The organism is Pseudomonas sp. HMSC066A08, assembly GCF_001813025.1.
Classification (GTDB): domain Bacteria; phylum Pseudomonadota; class Gammaproteobacteria; order Pseudomonadales; family Pseudomonadaceae; genus Pseudomonas; species Pseudomonas aeruginosa.
The window spans coordinates 285,709-301,053 of record NZ_KV811281.1; the positions used below are offsets into that span (position 1 = coordinate 285,709).

A 15,345-nucleotide genomic window follows, 5' to 3' on the forward strand; every position below is an offset into this window, starting at 1 on the left:
TGCGGGATTTTCCGCACAACAAAAATCTCTGCGTTCTGACAGCGCAGTTGCTCTGCCGAGGACTATCGCCGTGACCGAGTACAACGCATTCCGTGTGGAGCTGGCAGACAAGATCGCCCACGTCCAGATCAACCGTCCGGACAAGATCAATGCCATGAACCAGGACTTCTGGCGCGAGATCATCGAGATCTTCCGCTGGGTCGACGATACCGACGAAGTGCGGGTGGTCGTGCTGTCCGGGGCGGGCAAGCATTTTTCCTCGGGGATCGACCTGATGCTGCTGGCCCAGGTCGGCAGCCAGCTGGGCAAGGACGTCGGCCGCAACGCCGACGCCCTGCGTCGCAAGATCCTCGAGCTGCAGGCCTCGTTCAACGCGGTCGACAATTGCCGCAAGCCGGTGCTCGCGGCGATCCAGGGCTACTGCCTGGGCGGTGCCATCGACCTGGTCTCGGCCTGCGACATGCGCTACTCGACCGCCGACGCGCAGTTCTCGATCAAGGAGATCGACATCGGCATGGCCGCCGACGTCGGCACCCTGCAACGCCTGCCGCGGATCATCGGCGATGGCATGATGCGCGAGCTGGCCTACACCGGGCGCATGGTCGACGGCGAAGAGGCACGGAGCATCGGCCTGGTCAATCGTACCTACGCGGACCAGGCCGCATTGATGGATGGGGTCTTCGAACTGGCGCGGCAGATCGCCGCGAAGTCGCCGATCGCCATCCGTGGTACCAAGGAAATGATCCGCTATATGCGCGACCACCGGGTCGACGACGGCCTCGAGTACGTCGCTACCTGGAACGCCGCCATGCTCCAGTCCGCCGACCTGCGGGTGGCGATGGCCGCGCATATGGCCAAGCAGAAGCCGGAATTTGCTGATTGATGCCGTTGTATATTCTTGCGCGGGAGGCGCACTAGGCCGATGGTCACAGGAGCCACGTCCCTCAGTCTGGTGCGCGACGAGTTGTTCGCCACCATGGAACAGGCCGAACAGGGTCTTGAGCAGTTCATTGCCGAGCGGCAGAACGGCAGCCTGCTGCAGCACGCCGTCGAATGCCTGCAACAGATCCGCGGCACCCTCAACCTGATCGAGCTGGCCGGCGCCGAGCTGCTGGCCCAGGAAGCCCTGCAGCTGGCGACCGACATTCCCACCGGCGTCAGCGAGGAGCGCGACGGCCAGCTGGCAGCCCTGGGCAACGCCCTGTACGTGCTGCGCCGCTACCTGGAGAACGTCGAGGCCAATCGCCAGGAGATCCCCGAACTGCTCTTGCCGGCGATCAACGAAGTGCGCTGTGCCGCAGGGCAGCCGGCGCTGCCGGAAAGTTTCTTCTTCAGCGCCCGCCTGGATATCCCGCGGCCGCCGAGCACCGCCATCGACCACCTGCCTTCCGAAGCCGAACTGGGCGAGGAAAGCCGGCGGATGCGCCACATGTACCAGATCGGCCTGCTCGGGCTGATCCGCGAACAGAACCTCTATCCCAGCCTCAAGTTGATGGGCCGCGCGCTGGCGCGCCTCGACAGCCTGCACGGCGGGGTGGCCCGTTCGCGGCTGTGCTGGATCGGCGCCGCGGCGATCGAGTCGATCGTCGATGGCCAACTGTTGCCACGCAAGTCGCGTAAGCAACTGTTCTCGCGCATCGACCGCGAGCTCAAGCAATTGCTGATCGGCCCTGCCTACGAGGCGCCGCGCCATCTGCTCAAGGAACTGCTTTACCTGGTGGCGCTGTCCGATGGCCAGGGCCCGCGTTCGCGCGAGGTCCGCGAACTGCATGGGCTGGCGCCGCTGCCGTTCACCGACCACTTGCTGGAAGAGGAATCGCAGCGCTTGTCCGGTCCCGGCCAGTCGGTGATGCGTTCGCTGTCCACGGCGATCCGCGAGGAACTCGCCGGCGTCAAGGACATGCTCGACCTGATCGAGCGCGGCGTGGCCCAGCCGGACAGCCTGACCAACCTGCATGCGCAACTGGGCAAGCTGAGCAAGACCCTCGGCATGGTCGGCCTGAACTCGGCCGGCACCGCCCTGCAGACCCAGCTACCCACCGTGGCCGCCTGGGCTGCCAGCGGCGTCGCCGATTCGCCGCCGGCGTTGCTGCGCCTGGCCGATGCGGTGCTCTACGTGGAAAGCATGGTCGGCAACCTCGAGCGCGGCGAGCGCCGCATCATCCGGCCGACTCCGGCGGAGCCCGGGCAGGAAGCCGATGCATTTGCCGTGCACCAGTTGGCCGAGGCGCGCATCGTGGTGATCGAGGAGGCCAAGGCCGGCCTGGCCCTGGCCAAGCGTGCGATCACCGCGTACCTGGAATCCAATGGCGACAAGCTCAACCTGGCCAACGTCCCGGCCAGCCTGCAGGCGGTCCGGGGTGGTCTCTGGTTCCTCGGTCAGGAGCGCGCCGCGCTGCTGGTCGGCGGCTGCGCCGACTACATCCAGCAGCGCATGATCGAGACCGCGCAGATGCCGTCGGAACAGATGCTGGAAACCCTCGCCGACGCCCTGACCAGTCTCGAATACTATCTCGAGGGCGGTGCCGTGCTGCGTCCGCAGGGCCAGCCGGACGTCCTCGACCTCGCCAGCGCCAGCGTCAAGGCGCTCGGACTGCCGGTGGCCGCCTGATGGCCGGCGAGTTCCGCTGGCAGGCAGGTCGGCCGGCTACCGCCCAGGTCGGCGGCTGGGTGCTCGCGCACTGTCAGCAGCGCTTCCTCCAGGACGACAACGGCCTGCTGTTCCCCCGCGAATGGCTGAAGCGCCAGGAACTCCCGCTGCTCGCCGAACATGGGGTCGGCCATTGGCAGGGCGAGCCGGTCTACGTGCTGGAACTGGACGAGCCGATCGAGCTGCCGGGCATGGCCTGGGCGCCGTTGCGGCAATTCATGCTGCACGGCGATTTCGATCAGTTCTGCATGCTCGGCTATGCCAGCCAGATCGGCATCTGGGCGCGCCACAACCGTTTCTGCGGCAATTGCGGCACACGCATGCAGGCGCAGGACCACGAGCGGGTGATGCAGTGTCCGCAGTGCGGGTTGCACCAGTACCCGCGCTTGTCGCCGAGCATGATCGTCCTGGTGACCCGGGGCGACGAGGTGTTGCTGGCGCGTTCGCCGCGCTTCGTGCCGGGGGTCTACAGTACCCTGGCCGGCTTCGTCGAGGCCGGCGAGTCGGTGGAGCAGTGCGTGGTCCGCGAGGTGCGCGAAGAGGTCGGGGTGGAGGTCGCCAATCTCCAATACATCGGCAGCCAGAACTGGCCGTTCCCGCATTCGCTGATGCTCGGTTTCCACGCCGAGTACGTATCCGGCGAGATCGTCCCGCAGGAGGACGAGATCGAGGACGCCCAGTGGTTCTCCCTCGATGCCTTGCCGCCGCTACCGGCGCAGCGCTCGATCGCCCGGCACCTGATCGACCTGTACCTGGCGCGCCGCTCAGGCGCCGCTGAACCAGTGCTGCCAGGCTAGCCGCGCGGTCAGCGCCAGGACCACCAGGATGAACACCGGGCGAATGAACTTCGCCCCGCCGCCGATGGCGGTGCGCGCGCCGAAATAGGCGCCGACCATCAGTGACGCACCCATGCACAGGCCGAGCAACCAGATCACCTGGCCGGAGGCGACGAACACCGCCAGCGCCACGATGTTGCTGACGAAGTTCATGCTCCGCGCCACACCGCTGGCGCGGACCAGGTCCAGCGGGTACATGAGTAGCGAGCTGACGGTCCAGAACGCTCCGGTGCCCGGTCCCGCCACACCGTCGTAGAAGCCCAGGGCGAGGCCCTGCGGCCACTGGCGCTTGCGTCCGACCGGCGCATTGGCGTCCAGCGGCGCCTTCGGCGTGCCGCCGAAGAGCATGTAGAGGCCGCAGGTGAATACCACCACCGGGAGCATCCGGTTCAGCCACTCGGCGGGCAGCAGGTGAGCCGCCCAGGCACCTATGGCGGCGCCGATCGCGGTGGCGAGCAGACCGTTGCGCCACTTCCCGGGATGGAACAGCTTGCGCCGGTAGAAGGTGTAGCTGGCGGTCGCCGCACCGAAGGTCGAGCTCAGCTTGTTGGTACCCAGCGCCAGGTGCGGCGGGACCCCGGCGGTGAGCAGCGCAGGGATGGTCAACAGGCCGCCGCCGCCGGCGATGGCGTCGATGAAGCCGGCGAGAAAGGCCACCACGGCCAGGATGATCAGGGTGCTGGGGTCTATCGCGAGTTCGAAGGGCATGAAAAACCGGACCTGCTTCCAATCGGGAAACGGCCTCGCTGGCCGTCGGGAGGAGGGGTGCGCATAATGCCCGCAATTTCACGCAGAAGGAATCGCTTGCATGCAGTACGACGGTCTGGCCTGGGCATTCGCGTTACTGGCCTTGCTGGCCGCCCTGGTCGCGGTGCGCATCCTCTTCGAACGCACCTGGTTCCTCGGCTGGCTGCGCGGTACCTGCGGCCTGGCCTTCGTCGCCGTGGCGGCGCTGCTGCTGGTGCTCGCCTGGGACCTGCGCAGCTACTCGCTGCTCAAGTCCGAGCAGCCGATGGCCACCCTGAGCTTCCAGGCCGAAGGGCCGCAGCGCTACCGGGTGCTGATCCAGGAGGGCGCCAACGAGCGCAGCGTGGTGCTGGACGGCGAACTCTGGCAACTGGACGCGCGGATTTTCCGCTGGAAGGGGCTGGCCGCGTTGATCGGCCTGGCGCCGGGTTATCGCCTCGACGCGCTCAGCGGCCGCTTCCTGGCCCTCGAGCAGCAGTCCCGCGGCCGCCGCCTGGGCTTGTCGCAGAGTCCGCTGGGGGTCGATCTCTGGCGCTGGCTGCGGGCCGGCGAGCACGATCTGTTCCTGTTCGAGCCGCTGGCGGGACGGGTGACCTTCCTGCCGATGGCGGACAAGGCGGTGTTCGCGGTGAACTACGGTGTCGCCGGGCTGCTTGCCGAGCCGATGAACCTGGCGGCCGAGGAGGCACTCAGGGACTGGCGCTAGGCCACGCGAAAAGCCGGGGCGGCGGCGATCGCCTGGGCGGTTTCGCGAAAGCGTTCGATGAGTTCCGACGGCGTGCGGTAGGCCAGCGCCAGCCGATAGGGAATTCGCGCCCGCCGCCCTTGCAGGGGACGAAAGATGACTCCCGGTGGGCGCAACGGCTGTAGCAGCGAAGGCACTAGCGCGACGCCGATGCCGCCGGCCACCAGCCCGGCGATGGTCTGCATCTGCCGCGCCTCCTGCACCACCTCCGGGACGAAGCCGGCTGCCGCGCAGGCGGCGACGATCAGGTCGTGCATGCCCGGCCCATAGTGCCGTGGGAACAGCAGCCAGGGTTCTCCGGCCAGTTGTTCCAGGCGCAGGCGCGCATGGCGTGCCAGCCGATGCCCTTCGGGCAATGCCACGCGCATGTCGCCGTCCACCAGTAGATGCGTGTACAGGCCGGGCTGGCGGTCGACCGGCAGGACGATCAGGCCGGCATCGATGCGGTCTTCGCGCAACGCCTCCAGTTGCCCCGCGGTGGTGTCTTCCTGGAGCTGGAAGTCCAGCGCGCCATGCTGTTGGCGGAACGCCTGGAGTATGCGCGGTAGCAGAATGTTGATGGTGCTGTCGACGAACGCCAGGCGCAACGTTCTTCGTCCGCTGGCGGCGCTGCGCGCGGCTGCCAGGGTGCGTTCGGCCTGGGCCAGGGTGCGCCGGGCTTCGTCGAGGAACGCGCGGCCCGCCGGCGTCAGGCGATGGATACGGTTGTCACGCTCCAGCAGGCTGGCGCCGACTTCTTCTTCCAGCCGCCGGATCGCAGTGGTCAGCGGTGGCTGGGCCATGTGCAGGCGCTCAGCGGCGCGGCGGAAGCTCAGCTCCTCGGCAACCGCGACGAACTGGCGGAACTGGCGCAAGTCGGCCATTGCGATATCTCCCGGATATGGTGAGTTAAGAAAGACAGTATTGGATATATCGCGGCGAATCCGTCGAGAATCCATCCGTACGCTCGCTCTGGCCAGACGAGGCGTTCCATCCATCACAGAGGAAGCCCGTCATGCACACTCATTCTCCAACCCACCGTACCGCCCTGGTCACCGGTGGCTCGTCGGGCATCGGCCTGGCCATCGCCCGGCGCCTTCGGCAACAGGGTTATCGGATCGCCCTGGTGGCCCGTGATTCCCAGCGCCTGCAACGCGCTGCCGCCGAGTTGGGCGGCGTGCCCTGGATGGCCGCCGATCTTTCCCGCCGCGAAGCTGTCGAGGCGGTGGCCGCCTGGGTCGGCGACACCTTCCAAGGGCTCGACGTGCTGGTGAACAATGCCGGGTTCACCCGCAAGATCGCCGCCACCACTCCGCTGGCAGAGGCCGAGCGGGAATGGGATGCGCTGCTGGACGGCAACCTGAAAAGCGCGTTCCTCATGTCGCTGGCGGTGCTGCCGCATTTCGCGGAAGAGGGCGGGCGGATCATCCATATCGGATCGATCGCCGCGCAGACCGGTAGCGGCAGTCCCGGTGCGCTGGGCTACGCGGCGGCCAAGGCTGGCCTGCATGGCTTCGGCGTGGCCCTGGCGCGGGAACTCGGTTCGCGCGGGATCACGGTGAACAGCGTGGCGCCGGGTTATATCGCCGAGACCCGGTTCTTTGCCGGCGGCCTCGATCCGCAACGGGTCGCCGCCATCGTCGGCGAGACCCCGCTGGGCAGGACCGGCCGGGTCGAGGACATCGCCGCGGCGGTGGCCTGGCTGGCCTCGCCCGAGGCGGGGTTCGTCACCGGAACGGTGGTGTCGGTGAACGGTGGCTGGCGGGTCGGCAATTGAAGCGGAAGCGACGGGTAACGCCTAAGGGGGTACTCGTCCGGCTACCCGAGAACACAGGTGAATAGCCGCAGGGCGCCTGTCCCGCGCTGGTGCGAGGCATTGGCTCTGAAATGAAAAGAGGGAGCCATGGCTCCCTCTTCGGGCGTTCGCCGTTCCGTCAGGAAAGGAAGCCGCCGTCGACGTTCAGCGCCACGCCGGTGGTGTAGCTGGACGCTTCGCTTGCCAGGTAGAGCACGGCGCCTGCCATTTCGCTCGGCTCGGCCACGCGCTTGAGCGGGATGCGCTGCAGGGCGAGGTTGCGGATCGCGTCGTTCTTCACCAGCGCCGAAGCGAACTTGGTGTCGGTCAACCCGGGCAGGAGGGCGTTGCAGCGGATGCCGAACTGCGCGCATTCCTTGGCGAAGACCTTGGTCATGCTGATCACGGCGGCCTTGGTCACCGAGTAGATGCCCTGGAACTCGCCGGGCGATACGCCGTTGATCGAGGCCACGTTGATGATGCTGCCGCCGCCGTGTTCCTTCATCAGCTTGCCGCCCTCGATGGACATGAAGTAGTAGCCGCGGATGTTGACGTCGACGGTCTTCTGGAAGGCGCCGAGGTCGGTTTCCAGTACGTTGCAGAACTGCGGGTTGGTGGCGGCGTTGTTGACCAGGATGTCGAGGCGGCCGAATTGCTCGCGGATCTGTGCGAAGACGTTCTGGATCTGCTCCATCTCGCCGATGTGGCAGGCGATCGCGGTGGCCTTGCCGCCCTCCGCGCTGATCGCGTCGGCGACCGCCTGGCAGCCCTCGATCTTGCGGCTCGAGACGATCACGTGGGCGCCTTGCTGGGCCAGCAGCTTGGCTATCGCCTCGCCGATGCCGCGGCTGGCGCCGGAAACGAAGGCGATCTTGCCGTCGAGGTCGAACAGGTGGGTCTTGGACATGGGCTATCCCCTTGTAGTGGTCGGTTACAGGCGGGAGCGCTCGATGGCTTGCAGGCTCATCTGCTCCAGCAGCTTGTTCATCTGCACGAACTGGGCGAAACGCTTGTCCTGGGTCTGCCCGTGGTAGTAGCGGTAGTAGATCTGCTGGACGATGCCGGCAAGACGGAACAGGCCATAGGTGTAGTAGAAGTCCAGGTTGTCGATCGGCGGGATCCCGGCCCGCTCGGCGTAGTAGTCGGCGAACTCCCGGCGGGTCAGCATGCCCGGCAGGTGGCTGGGCTGGCGGCGGGTCAGTTGCACCGGAGCCGGGTCGCCGGCTTCCACCCAGTAGGCGAGGGTGTTGCCGAGGTCCATCAGCGGATCGCCGAGGGTGGCCAGTTCCCAGTCCAGCACGCCGATGATCTGCATCGGGTTGTCCGGGTCGAGGATCACGTTGTCGAAGCGGTAGTCGTTGTGCACGATGCCCGGCTTGTGGTGATCGGCCGGCTGCTTGTCCTTGAGCCAGGCCTTGACCGGCTCCCAGAGCGGTGCGTCGGGGGTCAGGGCCTTCTCGTAGCGGTCGGTCCAGCCGGCGATCTGGCGCTGCACGTAGCCGTCCGGGCGGCCCAGGTCGGCCAGTCCGCAGGCGGCGTAGTCGACGTTGTGCAGCTCGACGAACTTGTCGATGAAGCTCTTGCACAGGCTGCGGGTCTGTTGTTCGTCGAGATTCAGCTCAGGCGGCAGTTCGGCGCGCAGGATGATGCCCTTGACCCGTTCCATGACGTAGAACTCGGCGCCGATCACCGACTCGTCGGTGCAGTAGAGGTAGGCTTTCGGGCAGTAGGGGAAGCCTGCGTTCAACTGGTTCAGGATGCGGTATTCGCGGCCCATGTCGTGGGCCGACTTGGCCTTGTGGCCGAATGGCGGGCGACGCAGGACGAACTCCTGGCGCGGATACTCGATCAGGTAGGTCAGGTTGGACGCGCCACCGGGGAACTGGCTGATCTTCGGAGTGCCTTCGAGGCCGGGGATATGGGCTTTCAGGTACGGGTCGATGACGTCGGCGTCGAGTTCTTCGCCGGCGCGAATGCGAGTGGATTGGTCGGTCAGCGACATGGGGTTCCCTTCTCGTGGTGCCACGGCGGAGCCGCGGGAGCCGGTGCGCGCATCAGGCTGCGCAATGATGGTGACCGGCGATCATTGGCTAATCTAATGCCCTCTCCCGGGCCTCACAAGCCGCCGCCGGGCGTTATGGGCAAGCGTGTTGCCGCTCCATCACGGTCCCTGATCGTCGGCCTGGAGGAATGCCGGACGAAAAAAAACCGGAGCCGCGAGGGACTCCGGTTTTCCTTCTGGCATGGCGCCGGAAACGGTCAGACCGGGAACAGTTCGCCCAGCTTCATCGCCAGCATCATGTCGCCTTCGGCGCGCAGCTTGCCGGCCATGAAGGCCTGCATGCCGTCGGTCTCGCCGCTGGTGATGCCCTTCAGGGTTTCGCTGTCCATGATCAGGGTGACGTTGGGATTCTCGGCGTCGCCCTGTACCACTTCGCAGGTACCGTCCTTGACGACCAGGTAGTGGTTGTCGCCGTCTTCGATGTTGAACTGGAACACCAGATCCAGGCCGGCGGCCGCGCTGGCGTTGAACTTGCTTTTCATGGTGGAGACGATGTCAGCAACGGTGGTCATGGGTTCTATTCCTTTCTTCTAGGGTTTTTTCGGCGACCGGAACGGTCGCGGTAGGCCGGCTCATCGATAGGTGATGAGTTCCGGCGCCTTCAACAGTTCCAGGTGCACGTGACTGTTGAAGGAAGCCAGGGACACTTCCTCGCCGCGGAATTTCAGGCGAGTCAGCGAGGTATTGACGATCTGCCAGTTCAGCTCGAAGGCCTTGAGCGGCGGAACGCCGACGATCAGCTGGAGCAGGGCGGTGATGGTGCCGCCGGAGGTGAACACGGCGACCCTGTCCTTGCCGCTGGCCTGCGCCAGTAGACGACGAAGACCGTCATGGACCTTATCGAGGAATTCCTGCCAGCTTTCCAGCCCATCTTTCTCATGGTTGCCGGAAACCCAGCGCGCGATGATGGTGGAGAACAGGCGCTGGAACTCGGCCCGATGCTCGGCCGCATGGCGAAGGATGTGCAGGGCTTCCGGCTGCTCCTCGAGCAGGTCCGGCAGGTGCGCGCGGATCACCGCGTCGGCTTCGAATTCGTTGAACGCCGGATCGACTTCCAGCTCCGGCGTGGCCAGCCCGGAGGACTCCAGGCGTTCGAGGGCGGCGCGGGCGGTGTGCTGCTGGCGGCGCAAGCCGCCGCTGAGGACGCGGTCGAAACGGACGCCGAGGTTCAGCAGGTGGTCGCCGAGGATTTCCGCCTGGCGGATGCCGGTCGGCGACAGCACGTCGTAGTCGTCGGCACCGAACGACGCCTGGCCATGTCGAATCAGGTAGATGCTGCCCACGGGCGGACCTCGGCGGGTGAAAGTTCCGCGAGGGTATGAGGATCACCCAGGGCTGTCAACGAAAAAACATACGCTTGTTTGAATGTCATTCGCTGCCTTTATCGGCTGCTCCGGGCGCGCCCTGCAAAGGCTCTCCAGGCAGTGGCATCGCTGGCCGCCCGTCGGTGGCCTGGGTATGCTTGCGCAATCGTGTCGCCCGTAGACGGGTGCGTCAACAGTAGAGAGGGGGTTGTGTGGAGTTCATTGCCGAATATGCGGGCTTTCTGGCCAGGACCGTGACCGTGCTGGCGGCGATCATCGTGGTGCTGGTGGTGATCGTCGCCCTGCGCGGCCGCGGCCGGCGCGGCGCAGGCGGGCATCTCGACGTGCAGAAGCTCAACGATTTCTACAAGGACCTGCGCGAGCGGGTCCGCCACAGCGTCCTCGACAAGGCCAGCCTCAAGGCCTTGCGCAAGGAGGAGAGCAAGGCGGCGAAGCAGGCGAAGAAACATCCTGAACAGAAGTCGCGGGTCTATGTGCTCGATTTCGACGGTGACATCAAGGCCTCCGCTACCGAGCAGCTGCGCCACGAAGTGACTGCGGTGCTGAGCATGGCGGGCAAGGACGACGAGGTGGTGCTGCGCCTGGAAAGCGGTGGTGGCATGGTCCATGGCTACGGCCTGGCGGCCTCGCAGCTGGCGCGCATCCGCCAGGCCGGCGTACCGCTGACCGTGTGCGTCGACAAGGTGGCGGCCAGCGGCGGCTACATGATGGCCTGCATCGGCGATCGGATCCTTTCCGCGCCCTTCGCCATCCTCGGCTCGATCGGCGTGGTGGCGCAGTTGCCCAACGTCCACCGGCTGTTGAAGAAGCACGATATTGACTTCGAGGTGCTTACCGCCGGCGAATACAAGCGTACGCTGACGGTATTCGGCGAGAACACCGAGAAGGGCCGGGAAAAGTTCCAGGAAGACCTGGAGGTGACCCACGAACTGTTCAAGAACTTCGTGGCCCACTACCGGCCGCAACTGAACATGGACGAGATCGCCACCGGCGAGGTCTGGCTGGGCCAGGCCGCACTGGGCAAGCTGCTGGTGGACGAACTCAAGACCAGCGACGAGTACCTGGCCGAGCAGGCCGGGGAGCGCGATGTCTACCAGGTGCAATTCGTCGAGCGCAAGAGTCTGCAGGAACGCGTCGGCCTGGCCGCCAGCGTGGTTATCGACCGCGTGCTGGTGACCTGGTGGGGGCGGCTCAACCAGCAGAAGTTCTGGCAATAGGCCGGCGCCGACAGGGACGAACACGCTGTCTTCAGGGTTTTCACGAGAGGAGGTCGAAATGGCTGTATTCAAGGCGTTGTGGGTGACGGAAGCGCCCCACGGCGTTTACGAAACGCAGGTGGTCGAGCGCGATACCGGCGACCTGCCGGCGGGCGACGTACTGATCCGCGTGCAGTATTCCTCGCTGAACTACAAGGATGCGCTGTCCGCCAGCGGCAACCGCGGGGTGACCCGCAAGTACCCGCATACCCCTGGCATCGATGCCGCCGGTGTGGTCGCCGAGTCCTCGGTGGCCGAGTTCGCGGCCGGCGACGAGGTGATCGTCACCGGCTACGACCTGGGCATGAACACCGCCGGCGGTTTCGGCCAGTACATCCGCGTGCCCGCGGCCTGGGTGATCAAGCGCCCGCAAGGCCTGAGCCTGCGCGAGGCGATGATCCTCGGCACCGCCGGCCTGACCGCGGCGCTCTGCGTCGAAAAGCTGGAGCGCAGCGGCCTGCGCCCCGACCATGGCTCGGTGCTGGTCACCGGCGCCAGCGGCGGGGTCGGCAGTATCGCCGTGGAGCTGCTGGCCAAGCTCGGCTACACCGTGGCGGCCGCCACCGGCAAGCTGGAACAGGCCGAGTTCCTCAACCGCCTGGGGGCCAAGCAGATCCTCGATCGCGCCACTGTGGCCGATGGCGTCGACAAACCGTTGCTCAAGGAGCAGTGGGCCGGCGCGGTGGACACCGTCGGCGGCGACATCCTCTTCAACGTGGTCAAGTCGTTGCAGTACGGTGGCAGCGTCGCCTGCTGCGGCCTGACCGCCGGCGCCGGCTTCAAGGCCTCGGTGCTACCGTTCATCCTGCGCGGGGTCAACCTGCTCGGGGTGGATTCGGTGGAGCTGCCGCTGGTGGTCAAGGCATCCATGTGGGACAAGCTGTCGCTGCAATGGAAGCTCGACAACCTCGAAGAGGTGGCGCGCGAGATCGCCCTCGAAGAGCTGCCGGGGGCGATCAACCAGATCCTCGCCGGCAAGCTGGTCGGCCGGGTGCTGGTCAACCTCGGCTGAGGGCGTTGCCGGAGCCCAGCTCCGGCAACAGGTAGCCCGCCCATAGCGATTCGGCGAACTGCGGCCGGAAGAAGCCGAAATGGCCGATGTGGCGGGCGCCGATTTCCTCGGGAGCGATGCGCCAGGCGGTTTTCGGCGCTTCGCGGTAGAAGCCCAGCAGAGACTCGATGCTGCGTCGGGACATCATTTCATCGTCGGTGAACGACAGCGACACGATGGGCGTGCGTACTGCGGAGAAGGCGCGGCGGATAGCCTCGCCATCCGCGAGGGCGTACTGCGGATGCAGGCACCAGCGTCGCCATTGTTCGATCACCCCGCGCGGCAGGTCGCCGACCATGCCCAGGCGGCGCCCGGGAAAATAGCCGAGCAGCGGCGTCAGCAGGGGCGCGACGAGGTACCAGAACAACCAGACCTTGTTGCGCAACCGCGGGCTGTTTTCCTTCCAGTAGCCACTGCCGCTGGCGATGCTGAAGACCCTTTCGATACGCTCGCGCCCTTCGACGAAGGGCAGGATCTGGCCACCCAGGCTATGGCCGATCCAGTACAGGGGCTTGCTCCCGCTCTCGGCGAGCGCGGCAGCGAGCATGGCGCTGCAGTCATGACGGGCCCAGCCCAGCACATCGACCTCGAGACCGCGCAGCGAGCCGTTGCGCGATTGCCCCATGCCCAGGTAGTCGAAGGTGATGGCCAGGTAGCCGCGCTCTGCCAGCCAGGCGGCGAAGGGCGCGTAGAACCGCTGTTCCACTCCCATCGCCGGGACGATCAGGAGGTAGCCGCGCGGCTCCCCGGCAGGCCGGTACCAATGGCTGGCCAGCGGATGGCCGTTGCCGTTATCGATGAGGCGTGGTTGCGGAGGGTTCATGCCGGTCTCCGTGGTCTGCTCGCGGCTTCGAGAATAGAGCTGGCCGCCAGGGCGCCTCCAGCCGGCCGAAAGCACGGCCGGGGCGCCTTGGCGGTCAGGCCTGGCTGACGTACATGGTGATCTCGGCGCGGAATACCGGCTTGTCGTCGACATAGGCGACCACCGGCACCACCAGGTTGCCGGTGGCTTGCCAGTCGATCTGGCTGCCGTCGGCCACCGCGCGCACGTCGCCAGTGGCCTTGGCCAGGTACTCGACGGTCATGCCGCGCGGAATCCAGCGATGGCCGGCGGGAATCGAGGCGTCGGTCATGGTCCCGGCGGCCAGTTCGGCGGCATTGCACAGGGCGATGGCATGCACCGTGCCGATATGGTTCAGCACCTCGCGGCGCTTGGGGAAGGTGACTTCGGCATAGCCGGGACGCAGTTCGACGAACTGCGGGGCGATGCTGGCGAAATAGGGGGCGAACTGGCCGATCATGGCGCTGAACTGGGCCGGGCCGACCTGCTGGTACATCTGCATCATCTGACTCATGGAAAACTCCGGGCGTTTCAGGATTGAAGATGTGTGCGCACCGGGGCAGTATACGAAGGTTGGAAATTTATTCTAGAAAAATATTCTAGTCAGCGTTTCGACGATTAACGACAAGGACCGACATGGGCCGTTCTTCCCGCAAAGACGAGATTCTCCAGGCCGCCCTGGCCTGCTTCAGCGAGCATGGCGTAGACGCCACCACCATCGAGATGATCCGCGACCGTTCCGGAGCGAGCATCGGCAGCCTCTACCACCATTTCGGCAACAAGGAACGCATCCATGGCGAACTGTACCTGGCCGGCATCGGCCAGTACGCGGCGTTGCTCGAGGCCGGCTTCGCCAGGGCGCGCAGCGCCGAGGAAACGGTCAGGTTGCTGGTCACCAGCTACATCGACTGGGTCGTGACGAATCCCGACTGGGCACGCTTCATCCTGCACAGCCGCGGGCGGGTGGAGGCGGGGGAGCTGGGCGAGCGCCTGCGGGCCGACAACCAGGCGCACTTCGCGCGGATCCATGCGGCGCTGGCGGGATATCGGGCCGAGGGCCTGTTCCGCGAGATGCCGGACGACTGCTTTGCTTCGGTGGTGATCGGCCCGGCCCACGACCTTGCCCGCCAGTGGCTGGCCGGGCGAACCCGGGTGGCGTTGGCCGACTGTCGCGAACTGCTGGCGCAGGTGGCCTGGGACAGCGTGCGGGCGGTCTGAGGGTCCGTGACCTCGGGAATGAAAAAGCCCCGCGGCTGCGGGGCTTTTTCGTCAAGGCGGGGGTCAGCCGCGGCGGCGGAACAGCGGCAGCGGCTGCTCCACCGAGGTCTGGTAGACCTCGCTGAAGTCGTCCAGGCTGGCCAGGGCGTCTTCCGGGCTGCGGTCGGCACGGATGGCATAGGCGTCGAAGCCGCAGCGGCGCATGAAGAACAACTGGTCGCGCAGCACGTCGCCGATCGCGCGGATCTCGCCCTTATAGCCGTAGCGCTCGCGCAGCAGGCGCGCGCTGCTGAAGCCGCGGCCATCGGTAAAGGCGGGGAAGTTCACCGCGATCACCTGGAACCTGTCGAGGTCGCCGGCGATGCTTTCCGGCTCCTCGTCCGCGTCCAGCCAGACCCCCAGGCCGCCATCGCGGCCGCGCAGGGCCGGGCCATGCTCGAGCCACAGGGCCAGCGGGATGATCACGTCGTCGCTGTTGGGCACGCTTTCCAGGGTCGCGTCCTTGGGCAGCAAGTGCCAGCGGTCGTCGACCACCTGGCGGTCCTTAATGATTCGCTGCATATACGCGCTCCTTGAACGGGTCGATACCGATACGGCGGAAGGTGTCGATGAAGGGTTCTTCCTCGGTCCGGCGTTCCACGTAAACCTGGATGATCTTGTCGATCACGTCGGCCATCTGCTCCTGGGCGAAGGACGGGCCGAGGATCTGCCCGAGGCTGGCGTCGCGCGCCGAGCTGCCGCCGAGGGAGACCTGGTAGAACTCCGCGCCTTTCTTGTCGACCCCGAGGATGCCGATGTGGCCGACATGGTGATGGCCGCAGGCGTTCATGCAGCCGGAGA

17 protein-coding genes and 1 pseudogene are annotated in these 15,345 nt (G+C 66.3%); 8 read left to right on the top strand and 10 right to left on the bottom strand.

Annotated elements, in window-relative coordinates:
- Positions 1 to 70: 70 nt before the first annotated feature.
- The 3 genes from HMPREF2886_RS08185 to nudC are packed head-to-tail and all read left to right on the top strand — an operon-like array spanning position 71 to position 3,447.
- A complete protein-coding gene (locus HMPREF2886_RS08185; RefSeq protein WP_003087972.1) occupies positions 71 to 883 on the top strand; it encodes a crotonase/enoyl-CoA hydratase family protein in 813 nt (270 codons plus the stop codon).
- Between the two features lie 39 nt (positions 884 to 922).
- Positions 923 to 2,611, top strand: a complete 1,689-nt coding sequence (gene fimL, locus HMPREF2886_RS08190) for a type IV pilus/biofilm regulator FimL (protein WP_003098159.1) — start codon at positions 923 to 925, stop codon at positions 2,609 to 2,611.
- Positions 2,611 to 3,447 (top strand): NAD(+) diphosphatase, encoded by an 837-nt coding sequence (gene nudC, locus HMPREF2886_RS08195; protein WP_033971729.1) that lies wholly within the window; start codon positions 2,611 to 2,613, stop codon positions 3,445 to 3,447. The genes fimL and nudC overlap by 1 nt, the downstream gene beginning before the upstream one ends.
- On the opposite strand, the gene HMPREF2886_RS08200 is transcribed toward nudC, so the two are convergent.
- Positions 3,415 to 4,194 carry a TSUP family transporter gene (locus HMPREF2886_RS08200; RefSeq protein WP_070747093.1) on the bottom strand — a complete coding sequence of 260 codons (780 nt, stop codon included), beginning with the start codon at positions 4,192 to 4,194 and terminating at the stop codon, positions 3,415 to 3,417. The two genes, nudC and HMPREF2886_RS08200, sit on opposite strands and share 33 nt — an antisense overlap.
- 100 nt (positions 4,195 to 4,294) lie before the next feature.
- On the opposite strand from HMPREF2886_RS08200, the gene HMPREF2886_RS08205 reads away from it, so the two are divergent.
- On the top strand, positions 4,295 to 4,939 hold the full coding sequence (locus tag HMPREF2886_RS08205; RefSeq protein WP_042167218.1) for a hypothetical protein: 645 nt from the start codon (positions 4,295 to 4,297) through the stop codon (positions 4,937 to 4,939).
- Here the strand turns inward: HMPREF2886_RS08205 and HMPREF2886_RS08210 are convergent.
- Positions 4,936 to 5,841 (bottom strand): LysR family transcriptional regulator, encoded by a 906-nt coding sequence (locus HMPREF2886_RS08210; protein WP_033971730.1) that lies wholly within the window; start codon positions 5,839 to 5,841, stop codon positions 4,936 to 4,938. The genes HMPREF2886_RS08205 and HMPREF2886_RS08210 overlap by 4 nt on opposite strands.
- A 131-nt stretch (positions 5,842 to 5,972) precedes the next feature.
- On the opposite strand from HMPREF2886_RS08210, the gene HMPREF2886_RS08215 reads away from it, so the two are divergent.
- On the top strand, positions 5,973 to 6,734 hold the full coding sequence (locus HMPREF2886_RS08215) for an SDR family NAD(P)-dependent oxidoreductase (protein ID WP_057389130.1): 762 nt from the start codon (positions 5,973 to 5,975) through the stop codon (positions 6,732 to 6,734).
- Between the two features lie 157 nt (positions 6,735 to 6,891).
- Here HMPREF2886_RS08215 and HMPREF2886_RS08220 read toward each other — a convergent pair whose 3' ends face one another.
- The 4 genes from HMPREF2886_RS08220 to HMPREF2886_RS08235 form a co-directional block, all read right to left on the bottom strand.
- Positions 6,892 to 7,659, bottom strand: coding sequence for an SDR family oxidoreductase (locus tag HMPREF2886_RS08220; RefSeq protein ID WP_070747095.1), 768 nt, complete (start codon positions 7,657 to 7,659; stop codon positions 6,892 to 6,894).
- Positions 7,660 to 7,683: 24 nt separating this feature from the next.
- Positions 7,684 to 8,754 carry a phosphotransferase family protein gene (locus HMPREF2886_RS08225; RefSeq protein ID WP_033971733.1) on the bottom strand — a complete coding sequence of 357 codons (1,071 nt, stop codon included), beginning with the start codon at positions 8,752 to 8,754 and terminating at the stop codon, positions 7,684 to 7,686.
- A 257-nt stretch (positions 8,755 to 9,011) separates the two neighbouring features.
- Positions 9,012 to 9,326 (bottom strand): SCP2 sterol-binding domain-containing protein, encoded by a 315-nt coding sequence (locus HMPREF2886_RS08230; RefSeq protein ID WP_003087993.1) that lies wholly within the window; start codon positions 9,324 to 9,326, stop codon positions 9,012 to 9,014.
- 60 nt (positions 9,327 to 9,386) lie between these two features.
- The gene (locus HMPREF2886_RS08235) at positions 9,387 to 10,097 is read right to left on the bottom strand and encodes a histidine phosphatase family protein (protein WP_003087996.1); all 711 of its coding nucleotides are present in this window, start codon (positions 10,095 to 10,097) and stop codon (positions 9,387 to 9,389) included.
- A gap of 233 nt (positions 10,098 to 10,330) precedes the next feature.
- Here HMPREF2886_RS08235 and sohB point away from each other — a divergent pair, with 233 nt between their 5' ends.
- Positions 10,331 to 11,356 carry a protease SohB gene (gene sohB / locus HMPREF2886_RS08240; RefSeq protein WP_033971734.1) on the top strand — a complete coding sequence of 342 codons (1,026 nt, stop codon included), beginning with the start codon at positions 10,331 to 10,333 and terminating at the stop codon, positions 11,354 to 11,356.
- Positions 11,357 to 11,414: 58 nt separating this feature from the next.
- Positions 11,415 to 12,407 (top strand): YhdH/YhfP family quinone oxidoreductase, encoded by a 993-nt coding sequence (locus tag HMPREF2886_RS08245; protein ID WP_003087998.1) that lies wholly within the window; start codon positions 11,415 to 11,417, stop codon positions 12,405 to 12,407.
- Here HMPREF2886_RS08245 and HMPREF2886_RS08250 read toward each other — a convergent pair.
- Together HMPREF2886_RS08250 and HMPREF2886_RS08255 are read right to left on the bottom strand one after the other, a co-directional pair.
- The gene (locus HMPREF2886_RS08250; protein WP_003087999.1) at positions 12,394 to 13,269 is read right to left on the bottom strand and encodes an alpha/beta hydrolase family protein; all 876 of its coding nucleotides are present in this window, start codon (positions 13,267 to 13,269) and stop codon (positions 12,394 to 12,396) included. The two genes, HMPREF2886_RS08245 and HMPREF2886_RS08250, sit on opposite strands and share 14 nt — an antisense overlap.
- Positions 13,270 to 13,363: 94 nt before the next feature.
- Positions 13,364 to 13,801, bottom strand: a complete 438-nt coding sequence (locus HMPREF2886_RS08255) for a hotdog fold domain-containing protein (RefSeq protein ID WP_003098177.1) — start codon at positions 13,799 to 13,801, stop codon at positions 13,364 to 13,366.
- A 122-nt stretch (positions 13,802 to 13,923) separates the two neighbouring features.
- Here HMPREF2886_RS08255 and HMPREF2886_RS08260 point away from each other — a divergent pair, with 122 nt between their 5' ends.
- Positions 13,924 to 14,505, top strand: coding sequence for a TetR/AcrR family transcriptional regulator (locus HMPREF2886_RS08260; protein WP_033971735.1), 582 nt, complete (start codon positions 13,924 to 13,926; stop codon positions 14,503 to 14,505).
- Between the two features lie 63 nt (positions 14,506 to 14,568).
- On the opposite strand, the gene HMPREF2886_RS08265 is transcribed toward HMPREF2886_RS08260, so the two are convergent.
- A complete protein-coding gene (locus tag HMPREF2886_RS08265) occupies positions 14,569 to 15,066 on the bottom strand; it encodes a DUF934 domain-containing protein (protein ID WP_003088003.1) in 498 nt (165 codons plus the stop codon).
- Positions 15,050 to 15,345: pseudogene (locus tag HMPREF2886_RS08270) on the bottom strand (nitrite/sulfite reductase); the annotation flags it as partial. The pseudogene HMPREF2886_RS08270 and the gene HMPREF2886_RS08265, both read right to left, overlap by 17 nt.